The sequence below is a fragment of the Sphingomonas sp. Xoc002 genome (assembly GCF_050408055.1).
Taxonomy (GTDB): domain Bacteria; phylum Pseudomonadota; class Alphaproteobacteria; order Sphingomonadales; family Sphingomonadaceae; genus Sphingomonas; species Sphingomonas yabuuchiae.
This window is the reverse complement of the sequence record NZ_CP191175.1, coordinates 2,593,922-2,619,333: the sequence shown is the minus strand read 5'-3', so window position 1 is coordinate 2,619,333 and position 25,412 is coordinate 2,593,922. Positions and strand designations below refer to the sequence as shown.

26 protein-coding genes and 2 other RNA genes are annotated in these 25,412 nt (G+C 66.9%); 17 read left to right on the top strand and 11 right to left on the bottom strand.

Features of this window, described 5'->3' with window-relative positions; all coding sequences use genetic code 11:
* Nucleotides 1-21: 21 nt before the first annotated feature.
* The 5 genes from ACQR50_RS11850 to mtgA all read left to right on the top strand — a co-directional run bounded on the left by ACQR50_RS11850 (nt 22) and on the right by mtgA (nt 4,493).
* The gene (locus tag ACQR50_RS11850; RefSeq protein ID WP_428968471.1) at nt 22-1,257 is read left to right on the top strand and encodes a type III PLP-dependent enzyme; all 1,236 of its coding nucleotides are present in this window, start codon (nt 22-24) and stop codon (nt 1,255-1,257) included.
* Between the two features lie 184 nt (nt 1,258-1,441).
* Nucleotides 1,442-2,491 carry a 1,9-bis(guanidino)-5-aza-nonane synthase gene (locus ACQR50_RS11845; RefSeq protein ID WP_056434022.1) on the top strand — a complete coding sequence of 350 codons (1,050 nt, stop codon included), beginning with the start codon at nt 1,442-1,444 and terminating at the stop codon, nt 2,489-2,491.
* Entirely contained in the window at nt 2,491-2,637 is a 147-nt protein-coding gene (locus ACQR50_RS11840) for a hypothetical protein (RefSeq protein WP_428968470.1), read from the top strand. The genes ACQR50_RS11845 and ACQR50_RS11840 overlap by 1 nt, the downstream gene beginning before the upstream one ends.
* Nucleotides 2,638-2,778: 141 nt before the next feature.
* Complete coding sequence (locus tag ACQR50_RS11835) at nt 2,779-3,759, top strand: alpha/beta hydrolase (protein ID WP_428968469.1); 981 nt, start codon at nt 2,779-2,781, stop codon at nt 3,757-3,759.
* A 59-nt stretch (nt 3,760-3,818) separates the two neighbouring features.
* Nucleotides 3,819-4,493 carry a monofunctional biosynthetic peptidoglycan transglycosylase gene (gene mtgA, locus ACQR50_RS11830; RefSeq protein ID WP_428968468.1) on the top strand — a complete coding sequence of 225 codons (675 nt, stop codon included), beginning with the start codon at nt 3,819-3,821 and terminating at the stop codon, nt 4,491-4,493.
* Nucleotides 4,494-5,167: 674 nt separating this feature from the next.
* Here the strand turns inward: mtgA and ACQR50_RS11825 are convergent.
* From ACQR50_RS11825 to ACQR50_RS11790, 8 genes are all read right to left on the bottom strand, one after another.
* Nucleotides 5,168-5,419 (bottom strand): hypothetical protein, encoded by a 252-nt coding sequence (locus tag ACQR50_RS11825; protein WP_428968467.1) that lies wholly within the window; start codon nt 5,417-5,419, stop codon nt 5,168-5,170.
* A 75-nt stretch (nt 5,420-5,494) separates the two neighbouring features.
* Nucleotides 5,495-5,818, bottom strand: coding sequence for a YbaB/EbfC family nucleoid-associated protein (locus tag ACQR50_RS11820; RefSeq protein WP_058718319.1), 324 nt, complete (start codon nt 5,816-5,818; stop codon nt 5,495-5,497).
* A gap of 1 nt (nt 5,819) precedes the next feature.
* A complete protein-coding gene (locus ACQR50_RS11815) occupies nt 5,820-7,511 on the bottom strand; it encodes a DNA polymerase III subunit gamma/tau (protein WP_428968466.1) in 1,692 nt (563 codons plus the stop codon).
* A gap of 140 nt (nt 7,512-7,651) precedes the next feature.
* Nucleotides 7,652-7,749: signal recognition particle sRNA small type (ffs, locus tag ACQR50_RS11810), an RNA gene on the bottom strand.
* 72 nt (nt 7,750-7,821) lie between these two features.
* Nucleotides 7,822-8,142 carry a hypothetical protein gene (locus ACQR50_RS11805; protein ID WP_201780558.1) on the bottom strand — a complete coding sequence of 107 codons (321 nt, stop codon included), beginning with the start codon at nt 8,140-8,142 and terminating at the stop codon, nt 7,822-7,824.
* Nucleotides 8,143-8,239: 97 nt separating this feature from the next.
* Complete coding sequence (locus ACQR50_RS11800) at nt 8,240-8,545, bottom strand: 2Fe-2S iron-sulfur cluster-binding protein (protein WP_076716844.1); 306 nt, start codon at nt 8,543-8,545, stop codon at nt 8,240-8,242.
* On the bottom strand, nt 8,542-9,750 hold the full coding sequence (locus ACQR50_RS11795) for a cysteine desulfurase family protein (RefSeq protein ID WP_428968465.1): 1,209 nt from the start codon (nt 9,748-9,750) through the stop codon (nt 8,542-8,544). Before ACQR50_RS11795 ends, ACQR50_RS11800 begins: the two co-directional genes overlap by 4 nt.
* Nucleotides 9,747-10,793 carry a cysteine desulfurase family protein gene (locus ACQR50_RS11790; RefSeq protein ID WP_428968464.1) on the bottom strand — a complete coding sequence of 349 codons (1,047 nt, stop codon included), beginning with the start codon at nt 10,791-10,793 and terminating at the stop codon, nt 9,747-9,749. The genes ACQR50_RS11795 and ACQR50_RS11790 overlap by 4 nt, the downstream gene beginning before the upstream one ends.
* A 123-nt stretch (nt 10,794-10,916) precedes the next feature.
* Here ACQR50_RS11790 and ACQR50_RS11785 point away from each other — a divergent pair, with 123 nt between their 5' ends.
* Entirely contained in the window at nt 10,917-11,573 is a 657-nt protein-coding gene (locus ACQR50_RS11785; RefSeq protein ID WP_042483786.1) for an alpha/beta hydrolase, read from the top strand.
* 111 nt (nt 11,574-11,684) lie between these two features.
* Complete coding sequence (locus ACQR50_RS11780; protein ID WP_428968463.1) at nt 11,685-12,533, top strand: DUF4253 domain-containing protein; 849 nt, start codon at nt 11,685-11,687, stop codon at nt 12,531-12,533.
* Here the strand turns inward: ACQR50_RS11780 and ACQR50_RS11775 are convergent.
* The 3 genes from ACQR50_RS11775 to ACQR50_RS11765 form a co-directional block, all read right to left on the bottom strand.
* Nucleotides 12,530-13,759 carry a flavin monoamine oxidase family protein gene (locus ACQR50_RS11775; RefSeq protein ID WP_428968462.1) on the bottom strand — a complete coding sequence of 410 codons (1,230 nt, stop codon included), beginning with the start codon at nt 13,757-13,759 and terminating at the stop codon, nt 12,530-12,532. The genes ACQR50_RS11780 and ACQR50_RS11775 overlap by 4 nt on opposite strands.
* Before the next feature lie 2 nt (nt 13,760-13,761).
* On the bottom strand, nt 13,762-14,667 hold the full coding sequence (rpoH, locus tag ACQR50_RS11770; protein WP_007404166.1) for an RNA polymerase sigma factor RpoH: 906 nt from the start codon (nt 14,665-14,667) through the stop codon (nt 13,762-13,764).
* A 66-nt stretch (nt 14,668-14,733) separates the two neighbouring features.
* Entirely contained in the window at nt 14,734-15,681 is a 948-nt protein-coding gene (locus ACQR50_RS11765; RefSeq protein ID WP_056433985.1) for an RluA family pseudouridine synthase, read from the bottom strand.
* Nucleotides 15,682-15,698: 17 nt separating this feature from the next.
* Here ACQR50_RS11765 and ACQR50_RS11760 point away from each other — a divergent pair, with 17 nt between their 5' ends.
* The 10 genes from ACQR50_RS11760 (at nt 15,699) to ACQR50_RS11715 (ending at nt 25,336) form a co-directional block, all read left to right on the top strand.
* Nucleotides 15,699-16,151 carry a M67 family metallopeptidase gene (locus ACQR50_RS11760; protein WP_428968461.1) on the top strand — a complete coding sequence of 151 codons (453 nt, stop codon included), beginning with the start codon at nt 15,699-15,701 and terminating at the stop codon, nt 16,149-16,151.
* Nucleotides 16,148-16,792: a histidine phosphotransferase family protein gene (locus tag ACQR50_RS11755; protein ID WP_076716835.1), complete on the top strand. Its 645-nt coding sequence runs from the start codon at nt 16,148-16,150 to the stop codon at nt 16,790-16,792. The genes ACQR50_RS11760 and ACQR50_RS11755 overlap by 4 nt, the downstream gene beginning before the upstream one ends.
* A gap of 72 nt (nt 16,793-16,864) precedes the next feature.
* Complete coding sequence (locus ACQR50_RS11750) at nt 16,865-19,189, top strand: chemotaxis protein CheA (RefSeq protein ID WP_428968460.1); 2,325 nt, start codon at nt 16,865-16,867, stop codon at nt 19,187-19,189.
* Nucleotides 19,189-19,617 (top strand): chemotaxis protein CheW, encoded by a 429-nt coding sequence (locus ACQR50_RS11745; protein WP_428968459.1) that lies wholly within the window; start codon nt 19,189-19,191, stop codon nt 19,615-19,617. Before ACQR50_RS11750 ends, ACQR50_RS11745 begins: the two co-directional genes overlap by 1 nt.
* A gap of 83 nt (nt 19,618-19,700) precedes the next feature.
* Nucleotides 19,701-20,066 (top strand): response regulator, encoded by a 366-nt coding sequence (locus ACQR50_RS11740; RefSeq protein WP_428968458.1) that lies wholly within the window; start codon nt 19,701-19,703, stop codon nt 20,064-20,066.
* Between the two features lie 30 nt (nt 20,067-20,096).
* Nucleotides 20,097-21,197 carry a chemotaxis-specific protein-glutamate methyltransferase CheB gene (gene cheB / locus ACQR50_RS11735; RefSeq protein WP_428968457.1) on the top strand — a complete coding sequence of 367 codons (1,101 nt, stop codon included), beginning with the start codon at nt 20,097-20,099 and terminating at the stop codon, nt 21,195-21,197.
* Entirely contained in the window at nt 21,197-22,096 is a 900-nt protein-coding gene (locus tag ACQR50_RS11730) for a CheR family methyltransferase (protein ID WP_428968456.1), read from the top strand. The genes cheB and ACQR50_RS11730 overlap by 1 nt, the downstream gene beginning before the upstream one ends.
* Before the next feature lie 67 nt (nt 22,097-22,163).
* The gene (locus ACQR50_RS11725; protein ID WP_428968455.1) at nt 22,164-22,853 is read left to right on the top strand and encodes an N-acetylmuramoyl-L-alanine amidase; all 690 of its coding nucleotides are present in this window, start codon (nt 22,164-22,166) and stop codon (nt 22,851-22,853) included.
* A gap of 68 nt (nt 22,854-22,921) precedes the next feature.
* Nucleotides 22,922-23,304: RNase P RNA component class A (gene rnpB / locus ACQR50_RS11720), an RNA gene on the top strand.
* A 55-nt stretch (nt 23,305-23,359) separates the two neighbouring features.
* A complete protein-coding gene (locus ACQR50_RS11715; protein WP_428968454.1) occupies nt 23,360-25,336 on the top strand; it encodes an energy transducer TonB in 1,977 nt (658 codons plus the stop codon).
* The last annotated feature ends 76 nt before the right edge of the window (nt 25,337-25,412 follow it).

Below are 25,412 nucleotides of genomic sequence, written 5' to 3'. Positions count from 1 at the left end.
GGCAATTGGAGGTCCCTTGAGTTGCACCAGAATCATCGCGCGCTGGGGCTAGCTGCCCACTCGACCGCCGTCCCCTCCAATCTGGAGCGCGGCATCGACATCGCCAAGCGTCGTCCGGCTGATCCGGTCACGCTGCTTCGCCCGCACGCTGCTGCGCGCGCCGCCCGATTCTTCGTCGAGAAGTTTCCGGGCCGCTCGATGTACGCGGTGAAGGCGAATCCGTCTGCGGATCTGATCCAGATCCTGTGGGACAATGGCATCACCCATTTCGACACCGCCTCGATCGCGGAAGTTCGTCTGGTGAAGTCGGTCGTCCCGCAGGCCGTCTGCTGCTTCATGCATCCGGTGAAGTCGGAAGAGGCGATTGCCGAGGCCTATTTCACCCACGGCGTCCGCACCTATTCGCTCGACAGCATGGAAGAGCTGGAGAAGATCGTCCGCGCCACGAACGGCGCGACCGACCTGACCCTGTGCGTCCGGATGCGCGTGTCGTCCGAATACGCCAAGCTCAGCCTGGGATCGAAGTTCGGCGTCAGCCTGGAAGAGTCGAAGGACCTGCTGATCGCGACCCGTCAGGTCGCCGACGCGCTGGGCATCTGCTTCCATGTCGGCAGCCAGACCATGACCCCCGACGCCTATTCGGCGGCGATGGAGCGGGTGCGCGCGGCGATCGTCGCGGCGGCCGTCACGGTCGACGTGATCGATGTCGGCGGCGGCTTCCCCTCGGCCTATCCGGGCATGACCCCGCCGCCGCTGGAGCGTTTCTTCGAGACGATCCACCGCGCGTTCGAGAGCCTGCCGGTGTCCTACTCGGCCGAACTCTGGGCCGAGCCGGGCCGGGCGCTGTGTGCGGAATATTCGTCCGTCGTGGTGCGCGTCGAGCGTCGTCGCGGCAACGAGCTGTACATCAACGACGGCGCCTATGGTGCGCTGTTCGATGCGGCGCATATCGGCTGGAAATATCCGGTCCAGTTGCTGCGCGAGCCGGATTCCGACGCGCGCGACATGGACTTCAGCTTCTGGGGCCCGACCTGCGACGATCTGGACTTCATGCAGGGTCCGTTCCCGCTGCCCGCGGACACGAACACCGGCGATTATTTCGAGATCGGGATGCTGGGCGCTTACGGCCAGGCCATGCGCACCCAGTTCAACGGCTTCACCTGTCACGAGTTCGTCGTGACCGATGACGAGCCGATGTTCTCGGTCTATCGCGACGAGGTCGAGCAGGCCCGTCCGGCCAACGTCGTCAAGCTGTAACCCGGCGACTTTAGCACCTCCTTTATCCCCTTCCGCTTCGGCGGGAGGGGAATGGGGTGGCATTGCGGTTTCGACCGCGATAAGGCCCCTTCGCATACCGGCACTGCCCCCGCGCAGAGCCGGGCCAGCCGGGTTACCGCGTCCCCAATAACGACGACGGCTTCTCGATGATGATGGAACCATCATGACCGACACGATCAACGACAACCGTAAGGCCGAGCTGCTCTCCAGCGTGGTCGAGCATATCGACATCACCTCGTTCGACGCCCGCCCGATCATCGATTCGATGGGCAAGATGAGCTTCACCAGCCGCGACCTGGCGCGCGCGACCGGCATCTACAACCAGATGCTGGCCGACAAGGACTGCTCGATCTTTCTGGTGATCGCCGGTTCGACCTCGGCGGGCGGCTGCATGGACCTCTATGCCGAGCTGCTGCGCTCGAACATGATCGACGGCATCGTCGCCACCGGCGCGTCGATTGTCGACATGGATTTCTTCGAGGGCCTGGGTCACAAGCATTATCAGGCGTTGGAAATCCCCGACGATAACACGCTGCGTTCGCTGTACATTGACCGCATCTACGACACCTATATCGACGAAGAGCAGCTGCAGGACTGCGACCACACGATCGGCAAGATCGCGGACTCGCTGGAGCCCAAGCCCTATTCGAGCCGCGCCTTCATCCGCGAGATGGGCAAGTATCTGGTCGAGCATGGCAAGAAGGAAAACAGCCTCGTCAAGCTCGCCTATGAGCATGACGTGCCGATCTTCTGCCCGGCGTTCGTTGATTCGTCGGCCGGTTTCGGTCTGGTGAAGCACCAGGTCGAGCGCGCCAAGGAAGGCAAGCCCTACATGGTGCTCGACGCCATTGCCGACTTCCGCGAACTGACCGACATCAAGATCAAGGCGGGCACCACCGGCCTGCTGATGATCGGCGGCGGCGTTCCGAAGAATTTCATTCAGGACACGGTTGTTTGCGCCGAGATCCTGGGCCATGAAGACGTGGAAATGCACAAGTACGCCGTGCAGATCACGGTGGCCGATGTTCGTGACGGTGCCTGCTCGTCCTCGACGCTCAAGGAAGCGGCGAGCTGGGGCAAGGTCGATACCGCGCTCGAGCAGATGGTGTTCGCGGAAGCGGGTTCGGTGATGCCGCTGCTCGCGTCGGACGCCTATCATCGCGGTCACTGGCGGGAGCGTGTTAAGCGTCGTTGGGGGGCGATTTTCGACTAATGCTGGAATTTCTTGAACGCGAACAGCTGGCCTATGTGATCATCGGCATCGTTCTGGTGGTCGGGTTGGCGTTCGCGATCCCGTACAGCCGTCGGCGCAAGCGCGAAAAGCTGCGCAGGCGGGGGATCAAGAAATACGGTCATTGAGACGAGATTGAGACAGGGGGGGGCGGAGGCGAAAGCTTTCCGCCCCTTTTCTTTGCGCCCTTTTCACTTGATCGGTGCGCGCGGCCCCGGCACCCTGACGCCCATATAGCGCTATCAGGCGCGGAGGATGAGGGGATGCCAATGATCGACCGACGCTCTCTGATCGGGGCCATGGCCACCGTGCCGCTGGCCAGCCGCGCGGCGGCCCAGGCGGCGCCCGCCGCACCGGGTATGACGCCCTGGCCCCCCGCCGAGCATTTCCCGCTCTGGCCTGGTCGCCCGCCCGGCGCGCGCGCGACCTTGCCCAAGCCCAATCCGTCGATGAACGGTCCGGCCGGGCGGCAGGAATTGTGGCTGCGCGGCACCGCCAATCCGATCGTCGCCGTCTTCCGCCCCGAACGCCCCGACGGCCGTGCGGTGTTGACCATCCCGGGCGGCGGCTATGGTTTCGTGTCGATCCAGAATGAGGGGATCGATGTCGCAAAGACGTTGAACCCGCACGGCATCACCGTCTTCGCGCTTTCCTATCGCCTGCCGTCGGAAGGGTGGGGCGATCAGGCGAATGTGCCGCTTCAGGATGCGCAGCGCGCGATGCGGCTGATCCGCGCCAATGCCGCACGCTATGGCATCGATGCGGCCAAGCTGGGCATTGTCGGCTTTTCGGCGGGCGGGCATCTCGCCGCGTCGCTGACCGTCGGATATGACGACAAGGTCTATAACCCGGTCGACGCCGCCGACCGGCAATCGGCCCGCCCACGCTTCTCGGGCCTCGTCTATCCGGTGGCGAGCCTGTCGACGCCCAACACCCATCCGGGTTCGCGCGACAATCTGCTCGGTCCCAATCCCGATCCCGCGACCAAGGCGCGCTACGACACGCCGCGCCGGATCAATGCGAGCACGCCGCCGCTGTTCCTGGTCCACGCCGTCGATGACGGCCTGGTCCCGCTCGACCAGTCGATCGACGTGCTGACCCAGGCGCGGGCGGCAAAGGTGCCGGTCGAGGCGCATTTCTTCGAGAAGGGCGGCCATGGTTTCGGCGCGATGAGCGCTCCGGAAGGCGCGCCCGCCCGGCTCTGGCCCGACCTGTTCGACCGCTGGATCGCGCAGACCCTAAAATCCTGAACCGGCGCGGGGTGCGGAGCGAGTGACGCGTGCGCCAAACCCCGCTAAGGACCCCGCCCATGTTGCGCATCGCTCGCTGGGCCCTGAAGGCCGTGCTCGCCTTTGTGATCGTCAGTGTCGTCTGGGTCGGAATCTACCGCTTCGTGCCGCCGCCGATCACCTTCACCATGTTGGGGGACGTGATCGGCGGGCATGGCGTGACCAAGGACTGGATGCCGCTGTCCGAGATGGACCCGGACATGGCGCGCGCCGCGATCGCGGGCGAGGATGCGCGCTTCTGTTCGCATAACGGCTTCGACTTCAAGGCGATGGCGAGTGCGGCCTATCGCAACGCCAAGGGCGGTCGCATCCGCGGCGGCTCGACGATCAGCCAGCAGACCGCGAAGAACGCCTTTCTGTTCCAAAATGGCGGGTACGTCCGCAAGGCGTTCGAGGCTTGGTTCACCTTCCTGATCGAGACGCTGTGGGGCAAGCGGCGGATCATGGAAGTGTATCTCAACATCGCAGAGACTGGCATCGGGACGTACGGCGCCAATGCCGGGGCGATGCGCTATTTCGGGCATGACGCCTCGCATCTCTCACCGACCGAGGCTGCGCGGATCGCCGCCGTCCTGCCGCTGCCGAAGAAGCGCGCGGCGGTGGCGCCGACCGGGTTCGTGCGCAAGCACGGCAATGTGATCGCGCGTTATGTGGGGGTGGTGCGGCGGCAGGGGCTGGATACCTGTATTTCGTAAGGGTGGGAGTCTCGGTGAGACATCTTTCCCTCCCCCATCCCCTCCCGCTTGCGGGAGGGGCGTGCTTTAGTCGGATCAACGACCCAAAAAGCATGCGGTCGTGCGTATCAGATTCCCGGAACACGCCCCTCCCGCAGGCGGGAGGGGATGGGGGAGGGCTGGTCGCCCCACGCCATGACCGACGGCAAACCGCCCTGCAAAAGCCACGATCCCAAAGCACCCTCAGCCCCCTCTAGGGGAATTTATGAATGAGCGCAGTGATCGGCCTCCTGATGCTCTTGCAAGCTGCGCCATCGGCCATGTCCCTGCCGCGTATCACTCCGCAGACGGACTGCATGCCCGATCAGGCTGAGGTCGTTGTCTGCGGGCGTCGCAACGCCAGCGAACATTATCGCATACCCGCTTCCGTCCGGGAAAAGGGATGGGAGGCGGACGGTGCCGGAGCGGGCCTCAGCGGTACGCAGATCCTGGGAGGCGCGGGCCCTTGCGGGATGTTCGCGGGCCAGAGGCGCTGTTCGCATTCCGAGGCGCGTGAGGCCGGTTATGGCGGCGGACGCGATCCCCTGACCTTTGGGACAAGGGTCTTGAAGCGGCTAACCGATCCGGATGCGGAGATCGATCCACCAGCAATGCCACCGGCCGAACGAGACCCGCCCGGCCGGTAGCGGATCGCCTTACTTGGCGTCGCCGGAAATCGCGTCGCCCGCCTTCTTGGCAGTGTCGCCGACGCTCTTGGCGGCGGAGGTCACGGCGGCGTCGCGGCGATTTTCCGCGCCGCCCCGGCTGAAGAGATAGAAGCCGCCGACCAGCACGGCGATCAACAGGATGATGGCGATCGCCATGCCGCCGCCACCGCTGCGGCGCTCGATCACCGTGGTGTGCGGCTGCTGATTGCCATAAGTCTCGGTAACGCGTTCATCGGCCATGACATTCCCTCCTATTTTTGATGGAGGAAGCAACGCCAAAGCCGACATACCGTTCCCGAAACGAACGAGGCCGGATCAGAAGGGCAACTTGAAGCCCGGCGGCAGCGGCAGGCCGCTGGTCATCTTGGACATTTCGCTGCCCGAGGCGGCATCCGCCTTGGTCCGCGCGTCGTTGATCGCGGCGGCCAGCAGGTCTTCCAGCATGCCCTTTTCCGACGGCTGCATCAGCGAGTCGTCGATGGTGATGCCGATGATCCGGCCCTTGGCCGAGGCCTTTACCTTGACCAGGCCACCGCCCGAGACGCCTTCGACCTCGATATTGTCGAGATTGGCCTGCGCCTTTTCCAGTTCGTTCTGGACGTTCTGGGCCATGGCCAGGATTTCGTCGAGATTCTTCACATCATGCTCCGTTCACACTGCGTTTGCCGGGCCATTCCATCAATTCGGCCTCGGGGAAAGCCTCTCGCGCGGCGCGGACCATGTCCGATTCCCACGCGGCGGTCTTGATCGCTTCCTCGGCGGCGACCTGCTGCTCGTGCAGGGTCGGCTGGCCGGGGACGTCTTCCAGCGTGACGCGCCAGTTCTGGCCCGTCGCCGTCTTCAGCGCCGCCACCAGTTCGCTCAACGTATCGGCCGCGATCGGCCGCGATCCGCTGAACACCATCTCCGGCGGAGTATAACGCACGAGACGCGCGCCGTGGCGCATCCGCGCCGCCAAGGCGAGTTGCCCCATATCGTCCAGCCGGTCGATCATCGCGACGAAGCTGTCGGGCAGCTTGGGTGGTTCGGGCTCGGCGGGCGGAGGGGGCGGGGCGATGGCGACCGGGGCCGCTGCGGGGGCCGCCTGATGCATCACCGCCGGGGCGCCGGGTGCCGACACGCCGCCGTCGCGGATCTGCCGCGCCAACTCGCCCGGATCGGGCAGGCTAGAGGCATGGATCGCGCGGAGCAGCGCCATTTCGGCCGCCTCGATCGGCAAGGCGGCGCGTGCGACTTCGTCATGGCCCTTCAGGAACAGCTGCCACAGCCGGTGCAGCGCCGGGAAACTGAGCGAGCCCGCCCATTCCTCGCGCGCGGCGCGCTCCTCCAGCGGTTGGGCCGCGTCGGGCGGCGTGCCGACCTTGGTCAGGGTGATGCCGTGCACCGTCTCCAGCAGCGAGCGGAGCACCGATTGCGGATCGACGCCATAATCATATTGCCGCCGCAGCGAGGCCAGCGCCCCCGCGCCGTCGCCGTTCAAAATCAGGCCGAGCAGGTCGCGCACCGCGCCGCGATCCGACAGGCCCAGCATCTCGCGCACCGCGCCTGCGGTGACGCCACCGCCCTCCAGATCGGCATGGGCGATCGCCTGATCCAGGATCGACAGGCCGTCGCGTGCCGAACCTTCCGCCGCGCGGGCGACCAGCATCAGCGCCTCGTCCTCGGCGGTGACGCCTTCCTTGACGCAGATGTCGGCGAAATGGGCGGCCAGCTTGTCCGCGGTGATCCGCCGCAGGTCGAAACGCTGGCAGCGCGACAGGACGGTGATCGGGACCTTGTTCACTTCCGTGGTCGCGAACAGGAATTTCACATGGGCGGGTGGCTCCTCCAGCGTCTTCAACAGCGCGTTGAAGGCGTTCTTGGAGAGCATGTGCACTTCGTCGACGATGTAGATCTTGAAACGCGCCGAGACGGCGGCATAGCGCGACGCCTCGATGATCTCGCGTACGTCGTCGACGCCGGTATGGCTGGCGGCGTCCATCTCGATTACGTCGATATGGCGGCCCTCGGCGATGGCGCGGCAGGGTTCGCATTGCCCGCACGGGCTGATGGTCGGGCCGCCGGTGCCGTCGGGACCGACACAGTTCAGCGCCTTGGCGATCAGCCGCGCGGTCGACGTCTTGCCGACCCCGCGCACGCCGGTCATCAGGAACGCATGGGCCAACCGGTCGCGCTTGATCGCATTGCCCAGCGTCTGGACCATCGCATCCTGCCCGATCAGCGCCTCGAAGGTCTGTGGCCGGTACTTGCGTGCGAGGACGCGGTAGGCCTCGGCTTTTGCAGGCGTCTGGGAAGGCTGGGGCGGTTCGCCCAAGTCGAACGAATCAGCCATGACGGGTCTGGATGGTCGGGGTGAGGGAAATCATCGCGGAGCAACATAGGGGCTCGGGCGCGCGTCGTCAGGTATAATCGTGTGATAGCCGACACACATGCGGGCAATGCCAGCTGTGCCTTGGATAGCCAAGATGTGCGGAGGGTGGGAGCCGGAACGACCCGCAGCGAAATCGTTACGGCTGCTTCCGTCAGGACCTGACCGGGTTGGCGACGACTACGTCCGCCCGACTCCCGCCGCGCATATGGCGAAACGGGGCCGGGGGATCAAGTCCTTATCCCACCGGCCCCATCCGTGACGAACTTTTCGTTCAGCGATAGGTGTTGAAGCACTGGCGCTGCGGCCCGTTCCAGGTGCGCACCCAGCGGCAGGTCACGCGCGGACGGTCATAGCCATAGGCGTAACGGGGGCCGCGCGGACCGCGCCAGCCGGGACCACGATCCCAGCGGGGACCACCGCGATGCCAGCCGGGACCACGGTCCCAACCCGGACCGCGATGATGCCAGCCCGGCCCGCGATCCCAACCCGGACCCCGGCCCCAGCGGTCGTGCGGAGCGGCTTCGGCGGGGGCGGCAGCGGCGACACCCGATACAGCGATCAGACCGGCGCCCAAGACAGCAAGAAGTTTCATAACGCTTTACTCCCGGTAATCCCGCCTGTCGGCGAGCATGGGAGAAGAATGGCGAATCGCCGATGATCGATCCCTGAACCCCTTTGTTATCAACGGTTCAGGGAAGCCGGACTGCCATATCGGCCAGCTGCTCGGTCACAACGATCTGGCAGGCAAGGCGGCTGGAGCGGGTGGCGTCGGGGACCAGATCGAGCATGTCTTCCTCTTCCGCCGATGGCGCGGGGAGGTGAGCGAGATATTCCGGGGGGATCAGGACATGGCAGGTCGCACAGGCCATCTGCCCACCGCACGTGCCTTCCAGTGGTTGCCCGGCACGCTGCCCAACGCGGAGCAGCGTCTCGCCCGGCTGGGCGTCGGCCAAGGTCGTGCTGCCATCGGGGGCTTGAAAGGTCAGCGTCATCATAGGCCCTGCGCCTTGGTGGCGGCGTTGATCCGGTCGATCGCCTGCATCAGTTCCGCCTCGGTGGTGTAGCGGCCGAAACCGATGCGGATCGAGGATTTGGCTTCACGGTCACTCAGCCCGAGCGCGGTCAGGACATGGCTGGGCCGCCCCGATCCGCTGGCGCAGGCGCTCCCGGCGGAAAAGGCGATGTCGCGGCAGTCGGACATCAGCCGCGCGACGTCCAGCCGGTCGCGGCGGACATTGAGGTTGCCGTGATAGCGCTGCTCCACCGATCCGTTGATCGACCATCCGCTACCCAGTCTTTCGACGGCGAGCGACCAGAGCCGTTCGACATGCGCGGCATCCTCTTCGGCCCGCACCGCCATCAGTCGCGCCGCCGCGCCGAACCCGGCGCACAGGGCGGGGCTGAGCGTACCCGAACGCCCGCCCTCCTGATCGCCGCCATGCAGCAGCGGGGGCAGGGTGATGCCGTCGCGTATCCACAGCGCGCCGACGCCCTTGGGGCCGTGGATCTTGTGGGCCGAGATGGCGACCAGATCGACCGTATCGGGAATGCCGACCCGGCCATAACCCTGGACTGCATCGCACAGCATCACGGCGCCCGCCCGGTGCGCGGCATCGGCCAGCGCGGCGATGGGCTGGATCGTGCCCACCTCATTGTTGACCAGCATCGCGGCAACCAGGCCCGTGCGTTCTGCAAGAGGATACGTAGCGGGATGACATGAGCTGGACTCGCCGCTCCCCTTCAAAGGAGAGGCCGGGGGTGGGGGGCCCCCACAAGCGTGCGCCCCGTGGCAAGGCCCCACCCCAACCCCTCCCCTGAAGGGGAGGGGCTTGTCGATGTCGTCAGGGTCTGCCGCGACCAGACCCTCGCCATCGACCGGCAATAGCGTCAGCGGCCGCCCCGTTGCGGCGGCGGTGTCGAGCACGGCGGCGTGTTCGATCGCGGTCGTGGCAATGCCGCCGCCGGTGCTCTTGATCGCCCAGTTCAGCGCTTCGGTCGCGCCGCTGGTGAACACCACCCGCCCGCCGGAGGGGAGCAGCGCCGCAACCTGATCGCGGGCCACTTCGACGGCCGCGCGCGCCTGTCGCCCGGCGCGGTGGGGGGAATGGGGGTTGGCATGGCCCTGCTCCAGCCAGGGGAGCATCGCTTTCAACGCCTCGGGCGCGAGCGGGGTCGTCGCCTGATAGTCGAGATAGATCATGCGACCTGCCGCCCCCGCGCGATCGCCCGCCAGGCGGTGACGAAGCGGTCGACATCCTCGCGCGTCGTCGTCCGGCCGAAGCTGACCCGCACCACCTCGCGACCCGCCTCTACGTCCCAGCCGAGCGCGGCCAGCACATGGCTGGGCTTCAGGCTGCCGCTCGCACAGGCGCTGCCCGCCGACACCGAAATCTGTGCGAGGTCGAACTGGATCAGCTGCGCGGCGGAGGGCTTGCCGGGCATGTGATAGCTGGCGATGGCCGGGTGGCGGCGGCTTTCGTCCGCCACCACCGTCCCGCCCGAGCGGCGGATCGCATCGTCCAGATGCGCACGAAGCTCGTCATGGTCCGGTTCCGGTTCCGCCAGCGCGGCGGCATAGGCGAGCACGCCCGGCATATTCTCGGTGCCGGGGCGATAGCCGCGCTCCTGGCCGCCGGTCGGCTCCAGCAGTGCGAGATCGCGGACCAGCAGCGCACCGATCCCCGGCGGCCCGCCGCGCTTATGCGCCGACAGGGCGACCAGATCGGCATGCTCGATCACGTCCGGATCGGCGCCAGCGGGCATCTGCGCCGCGTCGACCAGCATGATATGTCCGGCGGCATGAATGGCCTCGGCCAGTTGCGCGATGGGCTGGCGCACGCCCGTTTCGCTGTTCGCCCATTGCACCGTCACGATCGCGCGGGTGCCGCTCAGGTCGGGCAGGCGCAGTACGCCGTCCGGCCCGACCGGCATCACGATGGCGTCGGGTGCCGCGCGCAGCACCGCGTCATGGTCGATGGCCCCGACCAAGCGTCGCTCGGCCATGGCGCGGGTCAGTGCGATCGCCAGCGATTCGCTGGCCCCACTGGTGAACAGGATCTCATGGCTCCAGCCGAGCGACCGGGCGACGGCGGCGCGGGCATCCTCCAGCGCGCGCTTGGCGGCGCGTCCCTCGGCATGCGGGGAGGAGGGGTTGGCCCAGATCGCGCAACCCCGGGTCAGTGCCGCGCGTGCCGCCTCGGTCATCGGGGTCGTGGCGGCGTGGTCCAGATAGAGGCGTTGCATAAGCGGGGGCAGGGCTTGTTCCGTCGCTGGAAATGATCGAACAATTGCGAAAATGGCGTGTCGGCCTATATAGCGCAACGTTCCCGGCGCTCCACCAGCGCGCATCCAGATCGGCGAGTTTTGATGCCTGAAGTCATTTTTCCTGGCCCCGAAGGCCGCCTCGAAGGCCGTTTCGCTCCCGCTCCGCGTCCGCGCGCGCCCGTCGCCATGATCCTGCACCCGCACCCGAACGCAGGCGGCACGATGAACAACCGCATCGTGCAGGAACTCTACAAGACCTTCCAGCGGCGCGGCTTCGCCACGCTGCGCTTCAACTTCCGCGGCGTGGGCAAGAGCCAGGGCGTGTTCGACAACGGCATCGGCGAGCTGTCCGACGCCGCCTCGGCGCTGGACTGGGTGCAGAGCTTCCACCCCGAAGCCTCGACCACCTGGATCGCGGGCGTCAGCTTCGGCGCATGGATCGGGATGCAGTTGTTGATGCGCCGCCCGGAAATCCGCGGCTTCATTTCGGTCGCACCGCCCGCCAATATGTACGACTTCACCTTCCTGGCACCGTGCCCCTCGTCGGGCATCATCATCCAGGGCGAGGCCGACGAGGTCGCGACCCCGGCGGCGACCCAGAAGCTGGTCGACAAGCTGCGCACCCAGAAGCACATCACTATCCATCACGACACCATCCCCAAGGCCAACCACTTCTTCGAGCATGAAATGCCCGAGCTGATGGGGTCGGTGGACCGGTATCTGGATATGCGCCTGGACCCGAATTCGCCGATCCGGTAATTTGGCCGGAATACGGAATGGAAAAGGGCCTCGGCGAAAGCCGGGGCCTTTTTCATATCCCCGTCACCGAGCCAATGGCATGATGGCTGTGAGGGTATTCGGGGAAGTGATATGGAGCCGACGCGGCGATTGTTGATCGGTGGGCTGGCCGCCGTCGGGCTGGCCGGAAATGCCTGGAAGGGGGAGCCTTTGCCGCAGGACGTTCCGACACCGCCAGATCCCGATCCGCGGGCGGCGGCGCAAGCGATGCGCGCCCAGGCGATGGCGTCGCTTCTTCGCTATGAGAAAGTCACGGTTCCGGGGGCCAAGGCGCTGGCCGAGTGGGAAAAGCTTCGGGCCGCGAAGCGGGGATGGCCCGTCGTGATCGGTGGGGACGCCGATCTGGAGCGTATCGCCGACCAGTTCAGCTTCGACGATCCCATAGTGTCGGGCGCACCCGTCGGCACGGTCGAGCAGCTTTTGGCGGCGGCGGCGAAGGTCCGGTTCCCTGCCGACTTGTACAAGGTGGCCGAGACATCACCACCCACGGAGGGTGAACCGCTTCCGAGCAATTGGCCGGTGCCCTCGGACGAGGCCCCACCAGGGCTGACGGCAGCGGAAGAGCTGCAGACGGGGCGACCGCTGGAAAAGGCGCACATCCTGATCCTGCCGACCGACAAGAGTTGGGAAGTGCCCGCCTATCTACACTGGGGTGGCTGGAATGCCTGCCCGGCGCCCGAGCTTCACGTGGCGGCACTCCAATCCTGGAATGAGCGGTTCGGTGCGGAACTGGCGGGGCTCAACGGCGACACCATGAATGTCCGCATTCGGAACCGTCCCAAGGACCGAAAACAGGCTTGGCAGCTTGCCCACGAACTCCACGCCTATTGCCCCGATATCGTCGATCAGGGGCTGGGATCGATGGCCGCATTCGCCAGCGAGTTGATGCGGACCGACTGGTGGTTTTTCTGGTGGGATTAGTGGTGGCAGCGATCGGCCATTAGCAATCGGGCCGCACTCACGCCGGTCTTATAAGCGCCATGCGCGGTCGAAAAATCGTTATGAGAGCACGCCTCGCCCGCGAAAAACAAGCGGCCGTCAATCGGCTCGGCCAGCGTCTGGCGCGCCCCGGCATGACCGACCCTCGCGTGGCTGTAGCTGCCGCCGATCAGCGGCACATGGCGCCAGCGCGTCGCGTCCATTGGGGTCAAACGCCGCCGCCAGTCGCTGCCCAACAACGCCACCAGCTCGTCGATGGCGAAGGCCGCTGCCGCGCCGTCTTCCTCCAGCGCCTCGGCGCAGGGGCCGCCGAAGAAACTCTCGACGATCGGCCAGCCGAAGGGCGAGAGGCGGTGGCTGGCGGTGCAGCGCTCGTGCGGGTTGCCCGTCAGATGCGCATGGGCGGGCCAGGGCAGGGGGCCTTCGACCGACAGAAAGACCTTGTCGGCGATCCCGAGCGGAAGGGCGGCGGCGGCGTCCCGCTTGGCGGGGAGTGGCGGGTCGAAGGTGAGTTTGCCCTCGGCCAGGACCGGGGTCGGAACCGCGACGATGACGTGATCCGCCTCGATCGTACCGGCCGAGGTCCGGATGCGGATCGTCTTGTTGCGATGATCGATGCGCGTCGCGGTGACGCCGGTACGGACGGGCAGTCCGGCGGCGTGATGTGCGACGACGGTGCCATAGCCCTCGACCACCGCCCAATTGTCGTCGGTCGCGGCATTCTCATAGGCCGCCCAGTCATGCAGCGACACCTCGGCCAACGAAGCGCCATTGGCATAGCCCGAGATCGCGTCGATCATCGGCCGCCAGGGATCATGAGCGTCGACAAAGTCGGATAACGGTCGATCAGGCCCGTCGAGCGCGGCCATCGCCGCGTCCTCGAACCGGGCATAGGCCTCACCAGAGGCGCGTTTTTCGTCGAGGGGAAAGCCGAGATCGTTCCATTGGACCTGCCAATTGGGCGAGCGGCGGTCGATGGTAAAGCCTGCCTGTTCGGCAATGGCGGTCCAGGGATTGCGCCCCGCCGAATGGAGCCACCCGCAGCCATGATCGACGACATGGCCGGTCGGCAAACGGACGCTGTGCGCCCGCCCACCCAGCCGGTCCGCCGCCTCGATCAGCAGGATTTCGCACCCCGCGTCATGCAGCGTGCGTGCCGCCGCGATCCCGGCCGCGCCGCCGCCGATGACGACGGTGCGGCCGGTCATGTTCAGGCGGCCGCCAGAAGCCGCTTTTCACCGGCGATGCGCATCATCGCCTTTTGCAGCTTCTCGAACGCGCGCACCTCGATCTGGCGGACGCGCTCGCGGCTGACGCCGTAAACCTGGCTCAACTCTTCCAGCGTCTTGGGATCGTCGGTCAGGCGACGCTCGGTCAGGATATGCTTCTCGCGATCGTTCAGATCGTCCATCGCACTGACCAGCATGTCGTGGCGGACATCCGCCTCCTGCTGCTCGGCGACGACACTGTCCTGAAGCGGCGCATCATCGGCCAGCCAGTCCTGCCATTGGCCCTCGCCATCCTCGCGCATCGAGACGTTGAGCGACGTGTCGCCCCCCATCGCCATGCGGCGGTTCATGCTGATGACCTCGTCCTCGTTGACGCCCAGATCGGTGGCGATCTTGGTGACGTCCTCGGGCCGTAGGTCGCCGTCCTCGAACGCGTCGAGCTTCGACTTCATCCGGCGCAGGTTGAAGAACAGCTTCTTCTGGGCCGCGGTGGTGCCCATCTTCACCAGGCTCCACGAACGCAGGATATATTCCTGGATCGAGGCGCGGATCCACCACATCGCATAGGTCGCCAGGCGGAAGCCGCGATCCGGCTCGAACTTCTTCACGCCCTGCATCAGGCCGATATTGCCCTCCGAGATCAGTTCGGAGGTGGGCAGGCCATAGCCGCGATAACCCATCGCGATCTTCGCCACGAGACGCAGGTGCGAGGTGACGAGCTGGGCCGCCGCCTCGGGGTCGCCATGCTCCTGAAAGCGCTTGGCGAGCATATATTCCTGCTCCGGGGCAAGGATCGGGAATTTCTTGATCTCGGCGAGATAGCGGTTGAGCGACTGCTCCCCGCCCAGTGCAGGAATCGTCGCCGGGACGTTGCTGCCTTTTGCCATGATCCTTATCTCCCTTTCTGGAGCGTCATTCCGTCCGGCCCATCGCGGGCGCGAGGCGGTCTTCTGCTATACGTGAAGCCGACTGAACAGTTCCTGCATGTCGGGCGGCATCGGGCTCTCAAACGCCAAAGCGTTGCCGCTTATGGGATGAATAAAGCCCAGATGCGCCGCGTGCAGGGCTTGGCGCCGGAATTCAAGTTCATCGAGCAGGGCTTTTTGAGCACCCTTTGTTCTACCATAAACCGGGTCGCCCAGCAAGGCGTGACCCAGCGATTGCATATGCACGCGCACCTGATGGGTCCGCCCCGTCTCCAGACGGCATTCGACCAGCGCGGCGTTGTTCAGCTTTTCGATGGTGCGATAGTGCGTCACGGCCCGCTTGCCGCCCTGCACGATCGCCACCTTCTTGCGGTTCTGCGGGCTGCGCGCGAGGGGCGCGTCGACCGTGCCGTCGGCGGGGCGGGGGATGCCGCCGGTGATCGCGCGGTAGCGGCGGTCGATCGAATGCGCCGCGAACTGCTTGGCCAGCCCCTCATGCGTGCGGTCGGTCTTCGCCGCGACCATCAGGCCCGACGTGTCCTTGTCGATCCGGTGGACGATGCCCGGCCGCGCGACGCCGCCGATGCCCGACAGCGATCCGCCGCAATGATGGAGCAGCGCGTTGACCAAAGTCCCGTCGAAATTCCCGGCCGCCGGATGCACGACCAGCCCGGCGGGCTTGTCGAGCACGATCAGATGCTCGTCCTCATAGGCAATGACGAGCGGGATATCCTGCGGCTCGTTATGCGCGGGAAGGGGGGCGGGCACGGCGACCTGGAACAGATCGCCGCCAGCCGCCCGCTTGGCGGGGTCGCGGGCCATCACGCCGTCGCGCGTCACCGCGCCGCTGGCGATCAACACCTTCAGCCGTTCGCGCGACAGAGTCGGCACCGCATCGGCCAGCGCGCGGTCCAACCGCCAGCCGTCCGCTGTGGGCGCGATCCGCGCATCGATGATGGAAACCCCCCGGTCCATAGCCTAGGTAATTGGGCATGACCGTAACGATTTCAAGCGATGCGCTGGACCTGATTTGCAAAAGCGCGGCCGCTTCACCCGATTATGAGGTGTGCGGATTGTTGCTGGGGGAGGGCGATCACGTTGCGAAAGCGGTCCCCTGCGACAATGTCGCGACCGAACCGAGCCATCGTTTCGAGATCGACCCGGCCGCGCTGATCGCCGCGCACCGCGCCGCGCGGAATGGTGGTCCGGCGGTGATCGGTCATTATCATTCGCATCCCACGGGGCGTGCCGAACCCTCGCCGCGCGACGCCGCCGACGTCGCGCCCGACGGCAATATCTGGCTGATCGCCGGGGGAGGAGCGGTCACCGCCTGGCGCGCGGTGGCGGCGGGTGAGCGTCATGGGCGCTTCGATCCGCTTCGCCTTGCTTGCACAGAAGGCACGCCCGCGTCAGAAAGGGCTAGTTTGTCGAGGGATTTTTCATGACCATCAGCCCGGTGGATTTCGCGAGCCTGTTGTGTTCGCGATTGTGCCACGATCTCCTGTCGCCGGTGGGGGCGCTCAATAACGGGCTGGAGCTGCTGGCCGATGAAACCGACCCGGCGATGCGTGAGCGGTGCATGGAATTGCTGGCGGACAGCGCGCGCGCCTCGGCCAACAAGCTGAAATTCTTTCGCCTGGCGTTCGGCGCGGGCGGCGGTTTTGCCGATCGGGTGGACATGAGCGAGGCGAAGGCCGCGATCGAGGGGCTGCTGGTCGACAATCGCCGCACCACGCTGGGCTGGCTGGTCGAATCGCCCGCGCTGCCCAAGCCTGCGGTGCGCATCCTGATGAACCTGGCGCTGATCGCGACCGAGGCGTTGGCGCGCGGCGGCACGATCGACATCGGTGCCGAGGCGGGCCGGGAGGCGATCGAGATCGCGATCCGGATCGAGGGGCCGCGCATCCTGCTCGATCCCGAAATCCGCCGTACCCTGATGGAGGGGCAGGGCACCGAGCCGCTGGCGTCGCGGACCGCCCCTGCTTTCCTGATCCACACCCTGACCACCGAACTGGGCGGCATGACGCTGGTGACGGAACCCGCGCCCAACACCATGATCCTGGGCGCGGCGATCCGCGCGGGTTAAACACCCTTTTAATCTTGTGGCGGCAAGAGGGAGCGGACTTCAGCGGGGAAGCTGGGGCTCCCTCGGGGATTTATGGACGACCTGCTACAGGAATTCATTGCCGAGACACGCGAGACGCTGGAGGCCTTGTCCAGCGAGATCGTCGCGTGGGAAGCTGCGCCCGGCGACCGTGCGCGACTGGATGCGATTTTTCGCTTCGTGCACACCGTCAAGGGCAGTTGCGGCTTTCTGGATCTGCCGCGCCTGGCGAAGCTGAGCCACGCCGCCGAGGATGTGCTGGCCGCCGCGCGCGACGGCAAGCGGATGCCCGACACGGCGCTCGTCGATGCGGTGCTGGCCATCGTCGACCGGATCGGCGCGGTGGTCGAGGGGATTGCGGCCGACGTCGCGCTTGATGATTCGGATGACGACGCGCTGATCGCCGCGTTGACCCGGGTCGAAGAGGTGGTTGCGCCCGCCCCGGCGGCCCGCATCGCGGTCGCCCCTCGCGCCGCGCCGCGCAGTATCCGGCTGAACGTCGATCTGCTCGACCGGATGATGAGCGGCATGTCCGACATGGTGCTGGCCCGCAACGAGCTGGCCCGGCGGCTGCGCGACGATGTGCTCGACCCGCGTGTCGAGGCCGCGCTCGACCAGCTGTCGCTGACGGTTGCCGATATGCGCGACACGGTGACGCGGACGCGGATGCAGAAGATCGACGGGCTGTTCTCCGCGCTGCCCCGCATGGTTCGCGACACGGCAGCCGAGCTGGGCAAGGCGGTCAGCCTTCGCATTGAGGGATCGGATGTCGACCTCGACCGCGAGATGATCGAGATGATGCGCGACCCGTTGGTCCACATCATCCGCAACGCGATCGACCATGGCATCGAAGCACCCGCCCGGCGCCGCAGCCTGGGCAAGCCGCCGACCGGGCAGATCTGCGTCACCGCGCGCCAGTCGGGCAACCAGATCCTGATCGAGATCGAGGATGACGGCGCGGGCATTGATGTCGCACGCATCGCCGCCAAGGCGATCGAGAACGACGTCCGCTCCGTCGCCGAAGTCGCGGGCATGAGCCCCGCCGAAAAGCTGAAGCTGGTGTTCGAGCCCGGCTTGTCGAGCCGTGACACGGTTTCGGCGGTGTCGGGACGCGGCGTCGGCATGGATGTGGTGCGCGCCAATATCGAGCATGTCGGCGGCCGTATCGCACTGGACAACCGGCCGGGCCGGGGCCTTGTCATCACCATCCGGGTTCCGCTGACCCTGTCGATCATGTCGACCCTGATCGTCGCGGTCGCCGACCAGCGTTTCGCCATCGCCCGCCAGGCGATTGAGGAGATCGTCAAGGTGCGCGGCGAACAGGCGCGCATCGATCCGGTCGGTGACATCCGGGTCGCGACCGTGCGCGGCCGCCGCCTGCCGATGCTGCCGCTCGGGTCCTTCCTGGAGATCGGGCAGGGCGATCCGTCGACGCTGGTGATCGTGTCCACGCGCGACGGGGATTACGCGCTGGGCGTCGACGATGTGCTCGACACCGAGGAAGTGGTGGTCAAGCCCGCCGCACCGGCGGTGATGGGCTCCGGCCTTTATGCCGGGCAGACGCTGCCCGACAGCGGCCTGCCGATGCTGCTGCTCGACAGCGGCGGCCTGGCGCAGGCGGCAGGGCTTCGTTTCCAGCGGGATATTATCGCCGCCGACGAAACCGCCGCACAGGAAACCGCCAATCCCGCACTGTTGTTCGACGATCTGGACGGGGCGCGCCGCGCCATCCCGCTGGGCGCGATCGACCGCGTCGAGAAGGCGACCGCCGAGTCCGTCCACCGCTCGGGCGGTCGCATGCGCCTGATCGTCGATGGGGCAACCATGCCGCTTCATCACGTCGATTCGGCCGCGCTCGACGACGCGCTGGCGCATGGCGAGGTCGAGGTTCTGCGCCTGACCGATGGCGAGACCGAATGCGCCTATGCGATCGGCGGCGCGCTGGAGATCATCCACCTGCCTGCCGAGATCGCGCCCGCCACCAGCGGCCCGGTGCTGGGCATCGCCGTATGGGAGGGCCGCGCGCTGGAAATCCTCGACCCGCTGGTCTTCTTCCTCGACTCCGACGTCGTAGACACCAGCCTGGGCGCGCCGCTCTGTCTGCTCGACGGTGCGGGCGCGCCATGGATGGACCGGTTCCTGCGTCCCGTGCTGGAGGCGCATGGCTATCGCTGCACCCTCAGCCCCGATGGCGAGGAGGTGCCGTCCGTCCGCCTGATGATGGAGGAGGATGCCGTCGCCGCCGCGCCGTCGGGGGCCCCGGTGGTGCGCCTGCGCCGCGACCGGGAGGGGCTGGCCGATCGCGACAGCATCTATCGTTATGACCGCTCCGCCCTGATCGCGGCGCTGGCGGGTCATGCACGTCGGGGAGGCCGCTGATGCCGTTGTTCCTGATCGCCTGTATCGCCGGGCAGGGCGTGGTCTTCGACGCCGACCAGGTCGATTCGGTCGTCGATATCGGCGAGGTCGTGGCCGTGCCGCGCGCCGAACCGTCGGTGCGCGGGCTGACCGCGCTGCGCAGCCGGGTTATCACCGTCGTCGATACCCGCCGGGCGCTGGGGCTGGAGCCGACCGCTTCGCATGTCCGCCGCGCCGTCATCACCCGGCAGGACGGCCATTATTACGCCATGCTGGTCGATGCGCTGGACGATATCGAGACGTTCGACATGCGCCCGATGCCGCATGTCGCCCCCAAGGACGGGCGCTGGTCGCGCGCCGCCAACGGGATGGTGTTTCGCAACGGCGAGCCTCTGCTGGTGCTCGACCTGGCGAAGCTCGTGCCGCAGCCGGTCGCCCTGGTTGCCTGACCGATTAACCCGGCCGTTACCTATCAGGGTTATTTTGGAGCTCGGGTCCCGTTGAGACCTCCGGTAGGAATAGGGCGTACCGAATGAAAACCTGTCTCGTCGTCGATGATTCCAAGGTGATCCGAAAGGTCGCGCGCCATATATTGGAGACGCTCGACCTGCAGGTTCGCGAGGCGGGCGACGGTCGCGAGGCTCTGGAGGCGTGTCTGGAGGAGGTTCCCGACGTCATCCTGCTCGACTGGAACATGCCGGTGATGAGCGGCATGGATTTCCTGCGCGCGCTGCGCGACGCCAATCTGGCGCAGCGGCCGCGAATCGTCTTCTGCACCACCGAAAACGGCATGGCGCATATTCGCGCGGCGATCGATGCCGGGGCGGACGAATATATCATGAAGCCGTTCGACCGCGACACGCTGGAAAGCAAGCTCCAGCTCGTCGGCATGATCTGATCCGGCAGGACCTGCGCCCAGGACCGCGCCATGAGTTCCCATCCCTTGCCCCCCCTCCAGGCTTCGCCGTCCACCCATGGACAGGATGGGCCGACACGGGTCCTGATCGTCGACGATTCGGCGGTCGCCCGGGCGTTGATCGCGCGCCAGATCGAACCGCATGAGCGGTTTCGCGTGGTCGGCGCCGTCACCCATGTCGAGGCGGCGCTCGCGTTTCTGAACGATCAGGCGGCCGATATCATCCTGCTCGATGTCGAGATGCCGGGCGTCGACGGTATCACCGCGCTGCCACGGCTGATCACGGCGGGGCGCGGTGCCCGCGTCATCATCGTCTCGGCGTCGACCCCGGCTGGGGGCGCAGCGGCAGTGCAGGCGCTGGCGCACGGCGCGGCCGACACGCTCGACAAGCCCCGGCCGCAGGGACTGGCCGAGTTCGGCGACATCCTGTTGCAGAAGCTCGACGGGCTTGCCCAATCGATGGACCGCCCCGCGCAAGCAGCCCCCGCGCCGGTCGCGCCGGTGAGCAGCCGGACACGCACGGCCGTCCAGCGGTCTTTGCCCGACATTATCGGTATCGGGGCCTCGACCGGCGGTATCCATGCGCTCGCCAAGCTGCTGGCGCCCATTCCGGCAACGATGACGGTCCCGATCGTGGTGACGCAGCATCTGCCCGCCACCTTCATCCCCTTTTTCGCGGCGCAGCTGACCGCCGTCGCGCGTCGCCCCTGCGTCATGGCGCAGGACCGGATGCGCATCCGGCCCGGCGAGATCCTCGTCGCCCCCGGCGATGCCCACGTCACCTTCGTCCGGCTGACCGATGGCAGCGCGGCGATCCGGCTGAAGCATGAGCGAGCACGCAGCGGCTGCCTGCCTTCGGTCGATCCGATGTTCGCGTCGATGGCCGAGTTATGGGGTGAGCGGGCCTGGGGTATCGTATTGACGGGCATGGGGCGTGACGGACTGGAGGGAGCCAGGATGTTGAAGGCCGCGGGAGGGACTATCGTTGCACAGGATCGGGACAGCGCCGTCGTCTGGGGCATGCCCGGTGCGATCGTGACCGACGGTCTGGCCGATCTGGTGATGACCCCGGATGCGGTCGGCGCGATGATCGCGGCGGGAGGGGCCTGCTGATGGTCCTGGCCTCAAGCTGGACGCCGGCCAGCCCCGTCCGCCCCGGTAACATGGCGATGGCGCATTCTCCCTCGCCGGGCCAGTCGCTCGCCGTGCTCAGTGCGCTTCTGGAGGCGCGGACCGGTCAGCAAATCGCCAGCCATCGCTCGACCCGTGTCGACACGGTACTCCTGCCCCTGATGCGCGAGCGCCGGATGGAGACGCTGGACCAGCTGGTCTGCGCCGTCCTCGACGGGCGCGATCCGCAGCTGGCGGGCCGCGTGATCGACGCGCTGGTCAACTGCGAAACCTCGTTCTTTCGCGATCCGCACGTCTTCGAGCATATTCTCGAAACGGTCGCCGACGTCGAGCGCGACGGGCGCCGCGCGCGCATCTGGAGCGCGGGCTGCTCGACGGGGCAGGAGCCCCTGTCGCTGGCAATGATGTTCGCCGAGCGCCAGCAGGCCCACGGCACGCCGATGCCCGAGATCATCGCGACCGACGTATCCGAAGCCGCCATCGCCCGCGCGCGCAGCGGCTCCTACACCCAGTTCGAGGTGCAGCGCGGCCTGCCCGTCCGCCAGATGGTCCGCTGGTTCGAAGGACGGCCCAACAACGAATGGGTGGCCCGGCCCGAATTGCTGCGCCACATCTGCTTCCGTCAGATGAACCTGACGATCGATCCGGCACCCGGCGGATCGTTCGACCTTGTGCTGTGCCGCAACGTCATGCTCTATTTCGCGGCGGAGCCCAAGAAGCGTGCCTTTCGCACCATCGCGTCGGCGATGCGGCCGACCGGCATGTTGATCCTGGGCGCCGGGGAAACGGTGATCGGCCAGACCGACCTGTTCCAGCTCGCCTCGGTCGGGCGCGGTGTCTACCGGAAAAGCGACGTCGCCGATCCGCCGATCGGTGCATGAAGCCATATCCTTGAGCCGGGCTTCCCGCTAACAGGGGCGGACGAACCGGGGTCGTTCAGGAGGTTGCATGACGATCGTCGACACGCCGTCACCGAATTTCGACGCGCGTAGCCTGCCGATCAGCATGATCGTATTGCACTATACGGGGATGCAGGATGCGGAGTCGGCCATCGCCCGACTGCGCGATCCGGAGGCCAAGGTGTCATGCCATTATCTCGTCGCCGAGGACGGCACCGTGCTGCGCATGGTCGACGAGGCGGAGCGGGCCTGGCATGCGGGTCGCTCGCACTGGCGGTCGATCGAGGATGTGAACTCGGCGAGCATCGGGATCGAGATCGTCAATCCCGGCCATGACTGGGGCTATCGCCCGTTTCCCGACGAACAGATCGCGGCGGTGATGGAGCTGGTCGCAGACATCCAGAAGCGGCACGGCATCACGCGTGGCAACATCGTCGGTCATTCCGACATCGCGCCCGCCCGCAAGCGCGATCCGGGCGAGTTGTTCCCCTGGGGCGCGCTGGCCCGGCGGCGCCTGGCGCTGCCGCGCCCGACCAAGAATCTGATGGACCCGATGTGGACCGAGGCAGGCTTCTGTCTGGCGCTGGAGCGGTTCGGCTATGACGTGACCGACCGGATGGCGGCGATCATGGCGTTCCAGCGGCGGTTCCGGCCCGAGTTGATCGATGGCGAGATCGATGCGGAGTGCCGGATGATCCTGCTCGCGCTGTTGCTGCCCCGTCCGCAGGGGGATGACTGAGGGGGCGTAAGGCGGCCCCGTCACAAACTCCTTGCCCTAATCCCCAATCCGTCTACAGCCGCCCGCAGTCAGAGGGCCGGGCGGCCGCGGCCTCGGGTAACCGGGGGCGAGGAAAGTCCGGGCTCCACGGAACAACGGTGCCGGGTAACGCCCGGCGGGGGCGACCCCAGGGACAGTGCCACAGAGAGCAGACGGCCGCGGCTTCGGCCAGGTCAGGGTGAAAGGGTGCGGTAAAAGCGCACCGCGGGTCCGGTAACGGAAACGGCATGGCAAACCCCACCGGGAGCAAGACCGAATAGGGATGGCATGGCGCCGCAAGGCGTCGGGGCGCGTTCCCGCCCGCTATCCGGGTTGGTTGCTTGAGGCGATGTGCAAGCATCGTCCTAGAAGAATGGTCGCCCATCCGGCCTTGGCCGGTGGACAGAACCCGGCTTACAGGCCCTCTGGCTTTCGCCCGCGAATTCGGGCAGCGTCCCGCGAAACTCGGCTTGGGAGGGCGCGGGGACATGAAGACCAGCACGAATTTCGTAACGACCACATTGGCGGGACTGATCGTCGCGACGGGCGCTGCGGCCATGGCGCAGCAGGCGGCTCCGGCTCAGACCATGCAACAGCAATATGACGCCGCGACCGCGCTCGACGCGGGCCAGGACCCGGCGGCGGCGCTGGCCGCATGGAACCGCATCCTCGCGCAGGTCAAGCCAGGCAGCCGGACCTGGGCGATCGCGATGGTCCGCAAGGGCGGCGCGCAATTCCGGCTGGGGCAGATCGACGACGCGGCGGCGGCGATCCGCGCCGGTCTGGCCGTGCTGCCCGCCAAGGACCCCTCGCTGGCCGAGGACCGGTTCGCCGCACATATGAAGCTGGGTGGCATCGCGACCGCATCGCTCGACTATGCCGATGCCACGGCCGAGTATCGCAAGGCAGCGGCGGAGTCCCCCGACGATATCGGGCGGATGGCCGCGCTGCTAGCGACCGTACGCACCCAGACCTTCACCGATCCGGGCGAGGCGCAGGCCACGCTCGCCCAGGCCGATGCGCTGGCGCAGAAGCTGACGCTGAGCAAGGGCGACCAAGCGGCGCTGGAGCAGGCACGTCTGCGTCTGGCGATGAACACCGGGCGGCTGGACGACGCCAACAGGATGGCGCCCAAGATCGTGACGCTGCTGGGTGGCATGACGCTGAACAAGGTCGACCTCCGCGACGTCGCTGCCCGCTCGGATGCGGCCATCGCCGCGCTGCTGACCCATCATGAGGACAGCGCCCGCGAATATATGGCCTATACGGGCGCGGGCCGTTCGACGAAGGGCAGCTTCAGGGCCGCCAGCATGATGGCCCCGCCCGAATGCGGTGGCGAGACCGATCTGAAGCCCGAAGACGTTGCCGTGGTCCAGTTCAGCGTCGGCGACGACGGGACGGTCTTCGGTGTCGAGCCCATCTATTCCTCCGGAGGCGGGGCCAAGGGACTGGCTTTTGCCCGCGCGGTCCGGGAATGGGTGTGGTTGCCCGAGGAGTTGAAGGAATTGCCGCCCTTCTTCCGGTACAATGTCCGGTTGGAGATGCGCTGTTCGACCGCCTATAGCCGTCCCGCGATCGGCGATGCGGTCAATGCCAGCTTTGCCGAATGGCTGGAGAAGAAGGGCGTGGCGGCCCCGGCAAAGTCCGGTTCGGTTGGCGCGGAGGCCCTGACCCGGCAGCGCGCCGCGCTCGCCGCCGCCGAGGCCAAGGGGCAGGCGCCCGCCATCCTAGCCGCCGCCGCGCAGATGCTCGAAAATCCGACGCTGGGCAGTGATGATCGCGCCGCCCTGATCGCGAAGGCCCAGCCGCTGGCGGCCGCATCGGACATGCCCGCCCTGGCGCAACTGGTCTTTGCCATTCCGGCGCAGGAGGGGCGCAACCGCGACTGGCGCGGGGCAGGGCGTTATGCCGCCGTCATGAGCCCGCTTCTGGCGCAAAAGCCCTTTGCCGACGACCCGCAGGCACGCGCCGCGCTGCGTCTGTGGATCGCGGATCGCACCGGCGAGAAATATGCTGGGCCCTATCTGCAACAGGTCGTCGACGACAAGGGCCTGGATCCGCGCGATCCGCTGCGCGTCGGCGCGCTGATCCGGCTGGCCTCGGCGGCCAAGCGGCAGGGCGACCTGGCCCTGGCGCGCCAGACCTTCGAGAAGAGCGGACTGGCGGCATCGCAATGCGCGACGCTGGATGCGACGCCCAAGATCGTGACCTACCCCGGCAGCAGCGCCTTTCCGCAAGAGGCGCAGCGTTGGGGGTTCGAGGGCTGGGTGCGCAACCAGTTCGATATCAGCGCCGATGGCCGGGTCGCCAATGCCCGGACGCTGGTCAGCTATCCACCCTTCATCTTTTCGCAGGCGGCCGAAAAGGCCTTCACCACGATGCGCTACGAAAAGACCTATCGCCCCGATGGCGGGCTGGGCTGCGGTGCCAGCGTGAGCGGTATCCGGTTCCAGTTGCCGAAGTGATCGGCTCGGCTTGGCCGTTATCGATCGTAATTTCTTCATCCCTCTCCCCTGGACAGGGGAGAGGGTTAGTGGAGCT

Bases quoted from the DNA above. Each gene is read 5' to 3' on its own strand.
- ACQR50_RS11845 (WP_056434022.1), top strand. From the start codon at position 1,442: ATGACCGACACGATCAACGACAACCGTAAGGCCGAGCTGCTCTCCAGC.
- ACQR50_RS11840 (WP_428968470.1), top strand. From the start codon at position 2,491: ATGCTGGAATTTCTTGAACGCGAACAGCTGGCCTATGTGATCATCGGC.
- ACQR50_RS11835 (WP_428968469.1), top strand. From the start codon at position 2,779: ATGATCGACCGACGCTCTCTGATCGGGGCCATGGCCACCGTGCCGCTG.
- mtgA (WP_428968468.1), top strand. From the start codon at position 3,819: ATGTTGCGCATCGCTCGCTGGGCCCTGAAGGCCGTGCTCGCCTTTGTG.
- ACQR50_RS11825 (WP_428968467.1), bottom strand. From the start codon at position 5,419: ATGGCCGATGAACGCGTTACCGAGACTTATGGCAATCAGCAGCCGCAC.
- ACQR50_RS11815 (WP_428968466.1), bottom strand. From the start codon at position 7,511: ATGGCTGATTCGTTCGACTTGGGCGAACCGCCCCAGCCTTCCCAGACG.
- ACQR50_RS11805 (WP_201780558.1), bottom strand. From the start codon at position 8,142: ATGAAACTTCTTGCTGTCTTGGGCGCCGGTCTGATCGCTGTATCGGGT.
- ACQR50_RS11800 (WP_076716844.1), bottom strand. From the start codon at position 8,545: ATGATGACGCTGACCTTTCAAGCCCCCGATGGCAGCACGACCTTGGCC.
- ACQR50_RS11795 (WP_428968465.1), bottom strand. From the start codon at position 9,750: ATGATCTATCTCGACTATCAGGCGACGACCCCGCTCGCGCCCGAGGCG.
- ACQR50_RS11790 (WP_428968464.1), bottom strand. From the start codon at position 10,793: ATGCAACGCCTCTATCTGGACCACGCCGCCACGACCCCGATGACCGAG.
- ACQR50_RS11785 (WP_042483786.1), top strand. From the start codon at position 10,917: ATGCCTGAAGTCATTTTTCCTGGCCCCGAAGGCCGCCTCGAAGGCCGT.
- ACQR50_RS11780 (WP_428968463.1), top strand. From the start codon at position 11,685: ATGGAGCCGACGCGGCGATTGTTGATCGGTGGGCTGGCCGCCGTCGGG.
- ACQR50_RS11775 (WP_428968462.1), bottom strand. From the start codon at position 13,759: ATGACCGGCCGCACCGTCGTCATCGGCGGCGGCGCGGCCGGGATCGCG.
- rpoH (WP_007404166.1), bottom strand. From the start codon at position 14,667: ATGGCAAAAGGCAGCAACGTCCCGGCGACGATTCCTGCACTGGGCGGG.
- ACQR50_RS11765 (WP_056433985.1), bottom strand. From the start codon at position 15,681: ATGGACCGGGGGGTTTCCATCATCGATGCGCGGATCGCGCCCACAGCG.
- ACQR50_RS11760 (WP_428968461.1), top strand. From the start codon at position 15,699: ATGACCGTAACGATTTCAAGCGATGCGCTGGACCTGATTTGCAAAAGC.
- ACQR50_RS11755 (WP_076716835.1), top strand. From the start codon at position 16,148: ATGACCATCAGCCCGGTGGATTTCGCGAGCCTGTTGTGTTCGCGATTG.
- ACQR50_RS11750 (WP_428968460.1), top strand. From the start codon at position 16,865: ATGGACGACCTGCTACAGGAATTCATTGCCGAGACACGCGAGACGCTG.
- ACQR50_RS11745 (WP_428968459.1), top strand. From the start codon at position 19,189: ATGCCGTTGTTCCTGATCGCCTGTATCGCCGGGCAGGGCGTGGTCTTC.
- ACQR50_RS11740 (WP_428968458.1), top strand. From the start codon at position 19,701: ATGAAAACCTGTCTCGTCGTCGATGATTCCAAGGTGATCCGAAAGGTC.
- cheB (WP_428968457.1), top strand. From the start codon at position 20,097: ATGAGTTCCCATCCCTTGCCCCCCCTCCAGGCTTCGCCGTCCACCCAT.
- ACQR50_RS11730 (WP_428968456.1), top strand. From the start codon at position 21,197: ATGGTCCTGGCCTCAAGCTGGACGCCGGCCAGCCCCGTCCGCCCCGGT.
- ACQR50_RS11725 (WP_428968455.1), top strand. From the start codon at position 22,164: ATGACGATCGTCGACACGCCGTCACCGAATTTCGACGCGCGTAGCCTG.
- ACQR50_RS11715 (WP_428968454.1), top strand. From the start codon at position 23,360: ATGAAGACCAGCACGAATTTCGTAACGACCACATTGGCGGGACTGATC.